General features: G+C 39.6%; 13 protein-coding genes. 9 read left to right on the forward strand and 4 right to left on the reverse strand.

Annotated features, from left to right (window positions below; all coding sequences use genetic code 11):
* Window positions 1-6: 6 nt before the first annotated feature.
* From BM161_RS04235 to BM161_RS04255, 5 genes are all read left to right on the forward strand, one after another.
* Window positions 7-1014, forward strand: a complete 1008-nt coding sequence (locus tag BM161_RS04235; protein ID WP_074930690.1) for an ABC transporter ATP-binding protein — start codon at window positions 7-9, stop codon at window positions 1012-1014.
* Window positions 1014-1994 (forward strand): ABC transporter ATP-binding protein, encoded by a 981-nt coding sequence (locus tag BM161_RS04240; RefSeq protein ID WP_074930691.1) that lies wholly within the window; start codon window positions 1014-1016, stop codon window positions 1992-1994. Before BM161_RS04235 ends, BM161_RS04240 begins: the two co-directional genes overlap by 1 nt.
* A 65-nt stretch (window positions 1995-2059) precedes the next feature.
* Window positions 2060-3805, forward strand: a complete 1746-nt coding sequence (locus BM161_RS04245) for a peptide ABC transporter substrate-binding protein (RefSeq protein ID WP_074930692.1) — start codon at window positions 2060-2062, stop codon at window positions 3803-3805.
* Window positions 3806-4025: 220 nt separating this feature from the next.
* The gene (locus BM161_RS04250) at window positions 4026-4577 is read left to right on the forward strand and encodes a helix-turn-helix domain-containing protein (protein WP_074930693.1); all 552 of its coding nucleotides are present in this window, start codon (window positions 4026-4028) and stop codon (window positions 4575-4577) included.
* 9 nt (window positions 4578-4586) lie between these two features.
* Window positions 4587-6281: an AMP-binding protein gene (locus tag BM161_RS04255; protein WP_074930694.1), complete on the forward strand. Its 1695-nt coding sequence runs from the start codon at window positions 4587-4589 to the stop codon at window positions 6279-6281.
* Between the two features lie 103 nt (window positions 6282-6384).
* On the opposite strand, the gene BM161_RS04260 is transcribed toward BM161_RS04255, so the two are convergent.
* Window positions 6385-8001, reverse strand: a complete 1617-nt coding sequence (locus BM161_RS04260; RefSeq protein ID WP_074930695.1) for a carboxylesterase/lipase family protein — start codon at window positions 7999-8001, stop codon at window positions 6385-6387.
* 229 nt (window positions 8002-8230) lie between these two features.
* Between BM161_RS04260 and BM161_RS04265 the strand changes: the two genes are divergently transcribed.
* From BM161_RS04265 to BM161_RS04280, 4 genes are read left to right on the forward strand one after another with little or no spacing between them, the layout of a single operon-like run.
* A complete protein-coding gene (locus BM161_RS04265) occupies window positions 8231-9502 on the forward strand; it encodes an extracellular solute-binding protein (protein ID WP_074930696.1) in 1272 nt (423 codons plus the stop codon).
* Between the two features lie 27 nt (window positions 9503-9529).
* Window positions 9530-10501 carry an ABC transporter ATP-binding protein gene (locus tag BM161_RS04270; protein ID WP_074930697.1) on the forward strand — a complete coding sequence of 324 codons (972 nt, stop codon included), beginning with the start codon at window positions 9530-9532 and terminating at the stop codon, window positions 10499-10501.
* Window positions 10501-11409 carry a carbohydrate ABC transporter permease gene (locus BM161_RS04275; RefSeq protein ID WP_074930698.1) on the forward strand — a complete coding sequence of 303 codons (909 nt, stop codon included), beginning with the start codon at window positions 10501-10503 and terminating at the stop codon, window positions 11407-11409. The genes BM161_RS04270 and BM161_RS04275 overlap by 1 nt, the downstream gene beginning before the upstream one ends.
* Window positions 11406-12227, forward strand: a complete 822-nt coding sequence (locus tag BM161_RS04280; protein ID WP_074930699.1) for a carbohydrate ABC transporter permease — start codon at window positions 11406-11408, stop codon at window positions 12225-12227. Before BM161_RS04275 ends, BM161_RS04280 begins: the two co-directional genes overlap by 4 nt.
* Window positions 12228-12232: 5 nt before the next feature.
* On the opposite strand, the gene BM161_RS04285 is transcribed toward BM161_RS04280, so the two are convergent.
* From BM161_RS04285 to BM161_RS04295, 3 genes are read right to left on the reverse strand one after another with little or no spacing between them, the layout of a single operon-like run.
* On the reverse strand, window positions 12233-13132 hold the full coding sequence (locus BM161_RS04285) for a hypothetical protein (protein WP_074930700.1): 900 nt from the start codon (window positions 13130-13132) through the stop codon (window positions 12233-12235).
* A gap of 36 nt (window positions 13133-13168) precedes the next feature.
* On the reverse strand, window positions 13169-13729 hold the full coding sequence (locus BM161_RS04290) for a DUF2812 domain-containing protein (RefSeq protein WP_074930701.1): 561 nt from the start codon (window positions 13727-13729) through the stop codon (window positions 13169-13171).
* A gap of 2 nt (window positions 13730-13731) precedes the next feature.
* The gene (locus tag BM161_RS04295) at window positions 13732-14043 is read right to left on the reverse strand and encodes a PadR family transcriptional regulator (protein WP_074930702.1); all 312 of its coding nucleotides are present in this window, start codon (window positions 14041-14043) and stop codon (window positions 13732-13734) included.
* Window positions 14044-14078: the final 35 nt, after the last annotated feature.

Below are 14078 nucleotides of genomic sequence, written 5' to 3' on the forward strand. Positions count from 1 at the left end.
TATTGTATGAGCGAAGTTTTATTAAGAGTAGATGATTTGCACACAGCTTTTACAACCGATAACGGTGAAGTTCAGGCTGTAAACGGAATTTCTTTTGATTTGAACGAAGGCGAGATCCTTGGAATTGTAGGTGAGTCTGGTTCAGGAAAGAGTGTTACAGCTTATTCTATTATGCAGATTCTTGCAGGAAACGGTTACGTAAAGAGCGGTAACATTTTTTACAAGGGAAAGGATATCTTACAGTATTCATCTGATGAAATGAAACACTTCAGAGGTAAATGCTGTTCTATTATTTTCCAGGATCCTATGACAAGCTTGAACCCGGTTTTCACAATCGGTAATCAGCTTAAAGAAGCAATTAAGCTTCATACAGACAAGCGTGGTGCGGAGCTTAAGAGCCGTGCCATTGAGATGCTCGAACTTGTTGGAATTAACGAACCTGAGCGCCGTCTTAAGCAGTATCCTTTTGAGCTTTCGGGCGGTATGAGACAGCGTGTTATGATTGCTATGGCATTAGCTTGTGAGCCGGATATTCTTATTGCCGATGAGCCTACAACAGCCCTCGACGTAACAATTCAGGCACAGATTCTTGAAGAGATTCAGAAGCTTCAGAAGAAGATGGGAATGGCTGTAATTCTTGTAACCCACGACCTTGGTGTTATTGCAAATCTTTGTGATGATATTATCGTAATGTACGGTGGAAAGGTTTGTGAACGCGGAACTGCCGATGAAATCTTCTACAATTCAAAGCACGAATATACAAAAGGTCTTTTAAAATCAATCCCTAATACAACAAACATGAATCAAAAACTGGAGCCTATTGCAGGTACTCCAATCAATCTTTTGAATCTTCCTAAAGGCTGTTCTTTCTGTACACGCTGTAAGAATGCAATGAAGATTTGTCTTGAAGAGCCTCCTGAGGAAGTCTTTATCAATGATAATCATATTGCTTCATGCTGGATGAATATTAAAGAAGCCGCAGAAGAATTAGCAAAAAATAAGGAGGTTCAATAATGAGCGCAGATATTATCACACCAAATAATACACCGATTCTTGAAGTACAGAACCTCAAAAAATATTTCCCGGTACGTTCTGGTTTTAAAAAGCTTACACTTAAAGCCGTAGACGGAGTTTCTTTCACAATCAATCGTGGTGAAACTCTTGGTCTTGTAGGTGAGTCTGGATGTGGAAAGACTACAGTAGGACGAACCCTTCTTCAGCTTTATAAACCAACTGACGGAAAAGTTATTTTTGATGGTCAGGAAGTTACAACTAAAAATATAAATGATATCCGTAAGAAAATGCAAATGGTTTTCCAGGATCCATATTCTTCATTGAATCCTCGCATGACTGTAGAAGATATCATTGGTGAACCTCTTGATGTTCATCACCTTTATTCAACAAAGGCTGAGCGCCGCGAAAAGATTCTTCATCTTATGGAACTCGTAGGATTGAACTCTGAGCATGCGACACGTTATGCACATGAGTTCTCTGGTGGTCAGAGACAGCGTATTGGTATTGCCCGCGCACTTTCTGTAAAGCCAGACTTCATTGTCTGCGACGAACCTGTTTCTGCACTGGACGTTTCTATCCAGGCACAGATCATAAACATGTTTGAAGAACTTCAGGAAAAGCTTGGTCTTTCTTATCTTTTTATTGCACATGATCTTCTTGTAGTTCAGCATATTTCTAAACGCATTGCAGTTATGTATCTTGGAAAGCTTGTTGAAATTGGAGATGCTGATGAGGTTTGCAATAGTCCTATTCATCCTTATTCAATCAGCCTTCTTTCTGCAGTTCCTATTCCAGATCCAAAACTGGAAAGAAACAGACAGCGTATTGTTCTTGAAGGAGACGTACCAAGTCCTCTGGCTATGCCGGAAGGATGTCCATTCAGAACAAGATGTAAGTATGCAACAGAGAAGTGTAAGACAGAAATGCCACCGCTTATAGACAGAGGTAACGGTCACTTTGCTGCCTGCCACAACAAATAGTACACAAGTTTGCGTTGCGAACTTTATATATTTAAAATTCATGTATGTTTGTTAGGAGAACATTTATGAAAAAAACATCAATCGTGCTTACGGCTGCACTTTTGTGTATTTCCCTGATTGGATGTGCAAAAAAAGAAGCTAAGAGTTCTAACGGTGCCGCTGCTGCTGTTACAAAGGTAGCAGATGCATCAACTCTCGTAAGCAAATCATTCATTGATCCTGTAAAGGACTGGTCAAAGTATGATAACCTTATTAAGGAAATCAAGGCTGAGACAAACTACGCTGAACGTACAAAGAAAATGCACGAAGCAGAAGACATCCTTATGTCTAACTACTGTGTAATTCCATTGTACTACTACAACGACGTTTACATGCAGAAAGCTTATGTAAGCGGAATCTATGCAAACGCATTTGCTACAAAATTCTTTATGTATTCAAAGATGAGCAATGGTGCTAAAACTCTTCGCATCAACCTTGCTTCTGAACCAGACTACCTTGACCCAGCTTTGAACTCATCTGTAGACGGTGCTTGTCTTGCAGCTAACTCATTCTCAGGTCTTTATACATATAACGACAAGGGACAGACAGTTCCAGCTTGTGCAGAAAGCTACAAAGTTTCTTCTGACGGTTTGACATACACAGTAACACTTAAGAAAAACCTTAAGTGGTCTGACGGTTCTGCTCTTACTGCAGCAGATTTCGAATACTCTTGGAAGCGTGCAGTATCTCCAGATACAGCTGCTGACTATGAATATATGTTCTCTGGTTTCGACGGATATGAAAGTGGTGCTTTGAACGTTAAGGCTCTTAACGATACAACTCTTGAATTCAAACTCATCGCTCCATGTGCTTACATCGAAGACCTTATGGCATTCCCAACATTCTACCCAGTTTGCAAGAAATATGTTGAAGCTCACTCTACAAAAGATGCTCCTGGAGCATGGTGTACAGAAGCTGGCTTCGTAAGCAACGGTCCATTCGTATGTTCAGAATGGAAGCACGATGTTTCTATGACATATACAAAGAACCCATACTGGTTCGATGCTGACAAAGTTTCTGTAGAAAAGCTTGAGTTCATGCTTTCTGCTGATGATACAGCAATCTTTGCTGCTTACAATGCTGGAAACCTTGACTTTGCTGATACAGTTCCAACAGATGAAATTGAAAAGCTTCTTGAAACAAAGAACTCTGAATTCTACATCGTTGACGAACTTGGTACATACTATGTTGCATTCAACGCAAAGAGCAAGCTCTTTGACGGAAAAACACCTGAGCAGGCTGCTTGTATGAGACAGGCATTCTCTCTCCTTATCGACCGTGATTACATCTGTGAAAACATTGGTCAGACAGGACAGGTTGCTGCTAACGCATTCATTCCACTCGGAATGGCTGATGGTAACGGTGGTACATTCAAGTCTGATGCTGTAAAGCAGGGATACTATGATCCATCTGCTATCAACACAAATCAGGCTGCAACTGTAGCTAAGGCTAAAGAACTTCTTATGGCTGCCGGCTACAAGTTCGATGCAGAAGGAAAACTTTCTTCTGAAACTCCAATTACTATTGAATACCTCACAAACCAGAGCACAGGTCATATTGCTGTTGCTGAATCTATGCAGCAGGACTTCTCTGCAGTTGGTATTAAGATGACAATTCAGGTTCAGGACTGGAACGTATTCCTTGAAGAACGCAAGAGCGGTAACTTCGACATTGCACGTGAAGGTTGGATTGCAGACTTCAACGACCCAATCAACATGCTTGAAATGTGGATTACAAACTCTGGAAACAACGACTGCCAGTTCGGTCGCTAATACTACCTGTTGAACTTAACAATGGTTTCGATACGATGCTTCGCATCACTCAACCATCGGTGGTTGAGTAGGCCGCAGGCCGTATCGAAACCATACTTTTTTAACACTCTTTAATTATACTAAATTTCTTTACTATATTTTAATTTTTCTATTGAATTTTTCCCCCGAATCTTGTAATATTCAAAATATGAATGAGGCATAAGAGCCTCGAGGAGTAATTATGAATGAGGAGATAAAGGCTGTAGCAGACCGTTTGATCGGTCTGCGTGAAATTATGGATGTATCTGTTGAAGAAGCTGCGGGTGTATGCGGCATTTCAATTGACCAGTACAAGAAATATGAAACTGGTACTGTTGATATTCCAGTTGGTATTCTTCAGTCTATGTCTAAGAAGTATGGTATTGACCTTGGCACTCTTATCTCCGGCAAGGAACCTCATATGCACTCCTACTGCCTGACAAAGAAAGACAAGGGGCTCTCTGTGGATCGCCGCAGTGACTATAAATACCAGGCACTTGCTGCAGGCTTCCAGAACAGAAAGGCTGATCCGTTTATCGTAACAATTACACCCGAAGAAACTCGTGAGATTCATTTCAATTCTCACCCAGGACACGAGTTTGAATATATGATCGAAGGTTCGATGAAGCTTGTGGTGGACGGAAAAGAAATGACACTCGAAGAAGGTGACAGTGTATACTTCGATGCAACAAAGCAGCATGGTATGCAGGCATTAAATGATAAAAAGGCTAAATTTTTAGCAATAATTATATAGGATTTTTATATGTTAGAAGATTTTCTAGAACGAACAGAGTTTACAGATTACAACGACTTTTTTAAGAACTACAAAATAAAAGTGCCGGAAAACTTCAACTTCGGATATGACGTAGTTGATGTACTTGCACAGCGCACCCCAGATGCAACAGCATTTATCTGGTGCAACGACAATGATGAAGAAGTTCGCATGACATTCGGCGAACTCAAGGAACGTACAGACAAGGCAGCAGCTTATTTCCGCAGCATTGGAATTAAGCGCGGTGACTTTGTTATGCTGATTCTTCAGCGCCGTTACGAGTTCTGGATTTCTATTGTTGCACTTCATAAAATTGGAGCAGCTGTAATTCCTGCAACTCACATGCTTACAAAAGAAGACATTGTTTTCCGCTGTAATGCAGCTTTTATTAAAGCAGTTGTAGCTGTTGACCACAGAGATCTTTTCACATATATCGAAGATGCTCAGAAAGAATGTCCATCTCTCAAAACTCTTGTTGCAGTTCCTCCTTTTGGAATTGATAAGGGAATGAGTGCAGAGTTCAAGGCAAAACATCCAACCTGGCTAGACTTTACAGAAGGCTATATGAACGTAAGTGATGCTGCCTTGTCTGATTTCCACGCTCTTAAACGCGAAGATATCAGCAAGAACAATGACATCCTTCTTGCATACTTTACATCTGGAACTACAAGTCATCCAAAACTTGTTTCTCATAACTTCCTTTATCCGCTCGGACATATCGTTACTGCAAGTTACTGGCAGCAGGTACAGAAGGGCGGACTCCACCTTACAGTTGCTGATACGGGCTGGGGTAAGGCAGTTTGGGGAAAACTTTATGGTCAGTGGATTGCAGAATGTTCTGTATTCATCTATGACTATCACGACAAGTTTAAGCCAATCGATCTTATCAAACAGATTGAAAAGCATCACATAACTTCTTTCTGTGCGCCTCCAACAATCTACCGCTTCCTTATTCAGGAAGATTTAACTCAGTATGATTTCTCAAGCTGTCTGCATTGGTCTACAGCCGGTGAACCACTTTCAGAAGAAGTTTTCAACAAGTGGAAGGAAATCACTGGAAAAGAAATCCGTGAAGGATTTGGTCAGACTGAAACTACCTTGTCGCTTTTTAATTATGGCAACGAGCGTATTAAGCCTGGCAGCCTTGGTAAGCCTGCACCGTACTACAACGTAACACTTATCGATGAAGAGGGAAATGAAGTAGAGGACGGTGAAGTTGGAGAAATCGTAGTAGATATGTCTAACGGAAATTTCCCTGGCTTGTTCATGGAATACTTTGGTGATGAAGCAAAGACTAAGTCTGTAATGCACGACGGCTACTATCACACTTCTGATAACGCATGGCGTGACGAAGACGGATACTTCTGGTTCACAGGCCGTAACGACGACGTTATCAAATGTTCTGGTTATCGCATTGGTACTTTCGAAGTTGAGTCTGTTCTTATGCAGCATCCTGCTGTTGTTGAATGTGCAGTTACTGCAGCTCCTGATCCTGTTCGCGGTCAGGTTGTTAAAGCAACAATCATTCTTGCAAAGGGCTATGAAGGTTCTCCAGAACTTGTAAAAGATATTCAGAACTTTGTTAAGAAAACAACAGCTCCATACAAATATCCACGTATCGTAGACTTTGTAACAGAGCTGCCAAAGACAATTTCTGGTAAGATTAAACGAAAGGATATTAAGTAGGCAACAATCGAAGAGCCGTTAAAAACTGGGCTGCGACAGCAGGCCAGTTTAGGCTCATCGAAAGAATGCCTCAGAGGCAAGCTATGCTTGCCGACCATTTCTGTTATTCCACTAAATATTCATAAATATACCCAAACGGATCTTCTACCATTCCGCAGGTATCACCAAATTCCATCAATAGTCCATTACTTTCTGCTGATGTTTTCCACTCAGGTAAATCATTTCCCTTTGTATCCTTTCCATTAGGATTTCCATACTTCACAAAATTCAGCCAGTAAGAACTCATGATTTCTTCAAGCTCATAGTCCCGCGCTGTATAGTTCTTAGTTCTCGGAACATTTCTGTATGCATAAATCAGCTCACCAGAATGGTTTGTTCCAATTTCACCATTTTCACGGGAGAAGTAATATTCATAAACAGGGCGTCCCTGAGCAACAACAGTTTTAGTCCAATCGTCATGAGGATATGTAAAGCAAACTACAGAGAAAACATCATTATACAATTCCTTAAGCTGCTTATTATTGTTTGTTCCGAATTTTTCAAGGAAGGCAGAAGTATTGTCCTTCATGCTTGGCTTAAGAAGGGCAGCGATATTCTTTTTATTTACTTTTGTAAAGAAAGCAAAGCCAAAGCCTTCACGCTTATTAAATCCGTTCAAAAGGGCTTCTTCATGATTCAAGCCTTTCTGATAAATCTCGTAAGGAGTTTCCGGCAAAGCATATCCATCAACAGTCATCGAATTATTTGCGTACTTTGTTTTGATAAGCTTTGATGCTGGAATAGCTCTCAGTTCTTCAATAGAGTTGCACTTAAATTCCTTTTTAATATCATCACCCATTTTGAGGGCTGCATCGATTGTGCGGAAAGTATGAGGCGGAGTCTTTTGAACTACAGAAGAGCTTTCACCAATTGCACGGCGGAAAAATCCTTTTGTAAGCGGGGTAGCGCACAAAGCATTAACAGAAGAAGAACCTGCAGATTCTCCGGCAATTGTAACATTACCTGCATCTCCTTCAAAGGCTGTAATATTATTATGAACCCATTCAAGAGCTTTTATCTGATCAAGTAAACCATAGTTTCCGGTTGTTCCATGTTCAGACTCGGCAGCAAGTTCACGGTCTGCAAAGTAGCCGAACACGCCTGTGCGGTATGCAATATTTACTACAATAATTCCATTGCGTGCCAGATTCTCTCCATCATATTTTGAATACCAGCTTGAACCGGTCATAAGAGAACCACCGTGTACATAAACCAGAACAGGCCATCCGCCTTCAGGTGCTTTTCCAGAAGGCTTCCACACATTCAGATAAAGACAGTCTTCACTTACTGGAGCTCCGTAAGTTCGGTCATTCTTAGCATGGGTATAAAGATTCATAAGAGAATTGTAGAGCCAGCCGCTTTGATTCTGCATTGCCATTGGAGCAAAGTGGTCTGCTTCAAGAACTCCGTTCCATGGAATTACATCCTGTGGTTCTTTCCAGCGAAGTTCTCCAACAGGAGGAGCGGCAAAAGGAATACCGGCATATATTTCTACAGTTCCATCTTTATTAAAGATTCCACGAACATCGCCGCCAGTAACAGCTACAACGTCTGTACGCATCTGAACTTTAAGCCCTGTAGGACTTGTTTTTTGTGCATTAGAAGCACAGCCTGTAATTGAAAGAAAAATTAAAAACAGCGCAGAAAGAGCGCCAATATGTTTAATAGTATTGATTTTCATATCTATAATATATTGAAAACTCTTATGAAATTACAAATAAATTTCTGTTTTAATTTTATATAAAACTTTTTTTGTTATATTTATCGTTGTATATAGCAAAAGATCTAAAAAAATGATATTATCCTAAAAAAATACAACCCGCAGTGATGAACTCCACATCACTTTCCTTGCCTCACGACGGCAACGCGATAAAACAATCACCGCTAACTGGCGGACTCAGGAGTATCTCATGAAAAAAATCACAACAATCTTAGTTTCAATGGTAATGGTTACCGGACTTGTTTTTGGTGCAGGTAAAAAGGCTAAAGACAAAAAAGTAACTGTTGAAATTTGGCACACTTACAATGGTAAACAAGCAGCTGCCCTCAACGATGCAGCAGATCGTTTCAACGCTTCACAGACAAAATATGTTGTAGAAGTAAAGAACCAGGATTATGCAGGCTTTACAGATACTGTTTACAATGCAGTAGCAAACGGAATTGGTCCTAGCATCATCTTCAACTATGGTACAACAGCTGTAGACTATGCTAACGAAGGTCTTGCAATTGATATCCGCAAATATATTAAGAAAGACAACAAGAAGGGCGACAAGACAATGCAGAACATCATTGACTCACTTCCAGAGGCAATGAAGACTGACGTACTTGGCTTTGAAGATGGTGGAATTTACTATCTTCCTGGTTGTACAACAGGTCCTGTTCTTTTCTATAACAAGACAATCTTCGAAGAGCTTGGCTTGAATCCTCCTACAAACTGGGATGAACTTGTTGCAGTTTCTAAGACAATCAAAGAAAAGAAAGGAATCCCTGGCTTCCACTCAGATGGTCTTGTAGACAATATTCAGGAACTTATTATGCACAACGGTCTCGGTTACATTGACGTTGCTAACAAGCGCGTAACTTTCTGTGGTCCAAAGCTTGAAGAAATCTATCAGTGGTATGCAGACAACTGTAAGAAAGGTTACTTCTCATTCAACACAATCGGACGCTATTCTTCAGAAGACCTCGCTAACGGAGATATCGCTTCATTCTCTGGTTCTTGTGTAAATGATCAGTACATTCAGATGGTAGAAGGAAAGGGTGAGCTTGGAATGGCTAAGTGGATTGCAGGTGATTTCTATACAGCATGGAACCGTGGACCAATCTTCCTTCACAGAAATGACGCAGTTGATGAAGGTGCTTACGAATTCGTTAAGTTCTTCTTGAACCGTGAAAACGCTGCTAAGTGGGCAATTGCAAACTCTGCACTTTGTCCTTACGGAACTTCAGCTGATGTTCCAGAATATGTAAATTATCTTAAGAATCTTCCTGCATCTTCAGCTCTTCCTTACGTTCAGGCTAACATGGCTGTATCTGGATCATTCCCTAACGTAACAGGTTCTGCTGCTGTTCGTAAGATTCTTGAAGAGTACCTCAACTATGTAGTTGATGGAAAGATGACTGCAAAAGAAGCCGTAGCTGCAATCGAAAAGCAGTGTAACGACGCTCTTAACGGTAGATAATACGTTAGAAAAATACGGTATAAAATAATGAAAGTTCGTCTTGAAAACGTAACAAAAAAATACGGCACAACACTCGCTGTTAAAGATTTTTCCGCAGAACTTGAAGACGGCCATCTGATTTGTCTTCTTGGTCCTTCGGGCTGCGGTAAATCAACTCTGCTTAATATGCTCTGCGGAATTGTTCCTGTAACTGAAGGTAAAATCTTTTTTGATGATAAGGATGTTACAGCTCTTCCGCCAGACCAGCGAAACATCGGCATGGTTTTCCAGAACTATGCGCTTTATCCTCATATGACAGTAAGCGAAAACATTTCGTTCCCGCTTGAAGTCTTGAAGGTAAACAAAGAAGAGCGAAAGGCTAGAGTAGACGCAATTGCAAAACTTGTTCATGTTGATACTCTTTTGCGCCGTTACCCATCAGAGCTCAGTGGCGGTCAGCAGCAGAGAGTTGCGATTGCCCGTGCCATGGTAAAAAATCCAAAGTTACTTTTGATGGACGAACCACTTTCAAATCTTGACGCAAGACTCCGCCTTGAAATGCGCGAAGAAATCCGCCGCATCCAGAAGGAAACCGGAGTTACTACAATCTTTGTAACTCACGATCAGGAAGAAGCAATGTCAATTTCAGATAGCATTCTTTTGATGAAGGACGGCCTTTTAATTCAAAGCGGTTTGTGTCAGGAATTATACAGAAATCCAAACAGTTTATTTGTTGCAGAGTTCTTAGGTAACCCTCCGGCAAATAAACTTGTACAGGATCAGAAAATTACAGCAATCCGTCCGGAAAGCTTCTACCTTGATGACAATGGTACAGAAGCAGAAATCCTTTCAATCAGTGAAATGGGAAAAGATCAGATTGTAACTCTTTCATACCTTGGAAATACAGTTCGCGCTGTTTTGAATCTTGAAGATGAAAGCCTTACAACCGGTTCAAAAATAAAAGTAAGCCTTAAACAAAAAGGTGTCTTTTATTTTGATTATCAGGGAAGGAGACTTTAGTGAAGTATTCACCTGAACGCCATAACCGTTTTAATAAAATTGAGCCATGGCTCTATCTTGCTCCGTTCCTGATTTTCATAATCATCTTTACTCTTTATCCTGTAATCAATGTATTTACAATTTCCTTTAAGGAAAATTACAGCTATCTGCGAGGAACTTTTAAAGCCTTAAATTTTGAAAATTATAAATATGTTTTAACTGATGACAAATTTATTTCAGGCTTAAAGAACACAGCGCTCTATGTTTTGTTTGTTGTTCCAATTAGTACAGCAATATCACTTTTCTTTGCAAATCTCTTAAATAAAAAAGTGCGGGGAAGTGCAGTTTTCCAGACAGCCTTCTTCCTTCCAATGGTAACTTCTGTAACTGCCGTGGGCCTTATCTGGCGTCTTATGTATAACCAGCAGTACGGAATTATTAACTGGGTACTTTCAAAATTCGGAATCGAAAAAATCGGGTGGGTGACTGAATCAAAGTGGTCGCTGCTTGCCCTTATCATATTTGGAATCTGGAATATTCTTCCATTTACAATTATCATTCTGCTTTCTGGTATGCAGAACATCAACGAAATGTATTATACAGTTGCGCGCGTAGACGGAGCAAAGCCAATGAGGATTTTCTTTAAGATTACGGTTCCTCTTTTGTCTCCGACAATCTTCCTTGTGTGCATTGTAAATACTATCAGCTGCTTTAAGGTTTTCAGTGAGCTTTATCCATTGTTCTATGGAAAACCGGGACCTTATTACAATCTGTATACCGTGGTTTATTACATCAGATATGCGATGATGGAAAAGAGAAAGTATGGTTATGCAGCTGCTGCAGCCGTTATTCTTTTCCTCTGTATTTTTGTAGTAACATTGCTTGAGCTCCATCTCAAAAAAAGAATGGGAAGGAAGGGCTTGAAATGAAAATTGCATTGAAGAAAATCCCCGTTTACTTTTTCTTAATCCTCGGCTCACTTATAATGTTATTCCCATTCATCTGGATGATTCTCACATCATTTAAAACTCACGCCGAAGCAATTATGTTCCCGCCAAAATTCTTTCCGGCAAGTTTTTCTTTTGTAAATTACCGCGAAGCTTTTTCAATGGCTCCGTTTGGTAAATATTTTGTAAACTCAGTAATTGTAATGGTGCTTTCTGTTCTTACAACAACCACCACAACAATTCTTGCAGCCTTCGCATTTTCAAAACTCAAGTTCCCGGGCCGCAGCCTTATCTTTTCAATTCTGCTCAGCCTTATGATGATTCCTTTTGAAATGCTGATTATCACAAACTATACAACCATTGTAAAAATCAAATTGTATAATACAATACCGGCCCTCGTAATGCCGTTTATCGCAAGCATCTTTTATACATACATTCTCAAAAACTTTTTTGACACAATTTCAGACAGTCTTTATTATTCAGCAAGAATAGACGGTGCTTCAAACTGGATGTATCTCTGGCGCATTATGGTTCCGATTGCAAAGCCATCACTTTTTACAATTATATTGCTTAACGCTTTGTCTTCTTGGAATAGCTTTATGTGGCCCCTCTACGTTACATCTGATGCAAAGTCGCGCACTCTGCCTTATGGACTCCAGGTTTTCACCACAGAAGCCGCAAGCTATTCAGAATATCTTATGGCCGCTTCAACAGTAGTTGTTCTTCCAATGATTATTCTTTTTATCATCACAAGAAAATATATTGTCAGCGGAGTTTCTACCGGCGGTATTAAAGCCTGAACTGTTCACAACAGATAGCTTGCAAACTCTTTATTTTCTCTTGCAAATTTTTCGGCATCCTTTTTAAAATCAAGCCAGTTACCGGAAAACAAAAGTTTCATTCCGGGCAGCATTGAAAGCTCGCTTGGTGTGATGTAATCATAATTAAGATTTCTCTCACAAAAATAAAGAGCAATACGCGGTACACTTGAAATCAAAATATAGCAGCAGAAGGTAGAGCATACAAAACGATCTTTTTCTTTCTGCTGTTTTACTGCACGTAAAGTCTTTTTCAGATTTGTATAGAATTCGCGGTAAGCAGCAGGCAAGGGGAGTTTTGGTAATTCAGGCAGATTGATTTTTTTGCGGATACAATAAAGAGCAACCGGAAAGTTATGGAACACAGCATACTTTACTTCTCTTGAATCGTAATATCGTTGAACAAGTTGTTTTGCCGCTTCATACTCATTTTCATTTACTTTAATTGCATAGGTATAGTGATAAGATTTTTCAGCATCGCAGGTGGACATGTAAGGACAGTTTTCAGGTGTGCTGCACTGTTCAATTTTAAAATCATAGTCACCGCCAATTGTGAGACCGTAAAAATTGTCGGTTAGGTCAAAACCGATTGCCGCATGAGCAGCGGGAATCTGAGTTAAATTGGTAATGTATTGGCCTTTTTTCAAAAGCTCAGCGGGAAGATTTGATTTATAGACAGGATCGTAAAGTCTGATAAAAATATATTTGCTTTTAGATTCATCAAGAGTTAACAGTTTTTTTACATCGACATTGCCGTATTTTTCACCTTCAGACTGAAAGTATTCGTAAATCTGCTTAAAATGGATATAACTTTTTTCAAGTGATGAAAGTTCTTTTGATAATTCTTTTTTTAGAAACTCAATTGCAAGCTCACTTCTTTTTTTCATACGTAGCAAACCTTCCTCGCAATGACTTATTTCAATTTACTGAAGTTTTTCTTTAAGCTTTTTGATTTTGCTTAAACTCTTTATAAACACATAAGTATAAAGAACGAACATTAATCCAAAGAAAACTGTAAATATATTATCAAAGATGGATGAACCAAAATCACCATTAATGCCTTTTATAAAGTTTGGAACAACAGCACACAAGAAAATTGTAACAAGAGGCAGAAGTCTGCGCTGCTGAATTTTCTGAAGCATCTGAAGCCTTGAAGAATTATCTGAAAAAATCTCGTTGCTGTTATCGTTAGTATTTGCAGCAAGCGGCTTTCTGAAAATTGAAAAGCCGTTTACTGACCAGAGGAAGTCCCAGCCATTGTCTGCAAACATCTGCTGATATTCTGTATTCTTTGAACCGTTTTCATTTGTAAAATCAATTCTATAAACCATATCTTCCGGTTCACATTTTTCAAACTTGTATAAACCAGGTAGCTTAAAGCTTACAACCTTCCAGCCTTCCTTGTGCTGTTTTTCAAGAAAAGCTTCTTCCTCTTCATATTCAAAAAGTGTATAAAATCTAAAAAGTGTTTTTGTGTTTTTCATGATTAACATCCTCCAATATTTCTATAAAGTCTTTTGATACGCTCAATTTCGAGCTGCAATATTTCTTTTCCAACTGGTGTGATTTTGTAAAGCTTGCGTTTTTCTTCTTCGCGAACAAACTCAATCAAACCATCCTTTTCCATTTTTCCCAAAGTTCCATACATTGTGCCTGGTCCAATTTCTACCTGGCCTTCGGTCATCTGTTTTACCTTTTGAGTTATATTGTATCCATGCATTTCTTCCTGAAGGCAAAACAAAATGTAAAAGCCGGTTTCTGTCATTGGAACATAAACACGTTTTATTTTTGCATCCATCTCAACTCCTGCATATTGTATCTCGATATATCGTA

Source organism: Treponema bryantii, assembly GCF_900113965.1.
In the GTDB taxonomy this organism is placed as follows: domain Bacteria; phylum Spirochaetota; class Spirochaetia; order Treponematales; family Treponemataceae; genus Treponema_D; species Treponema_D bryantii_A.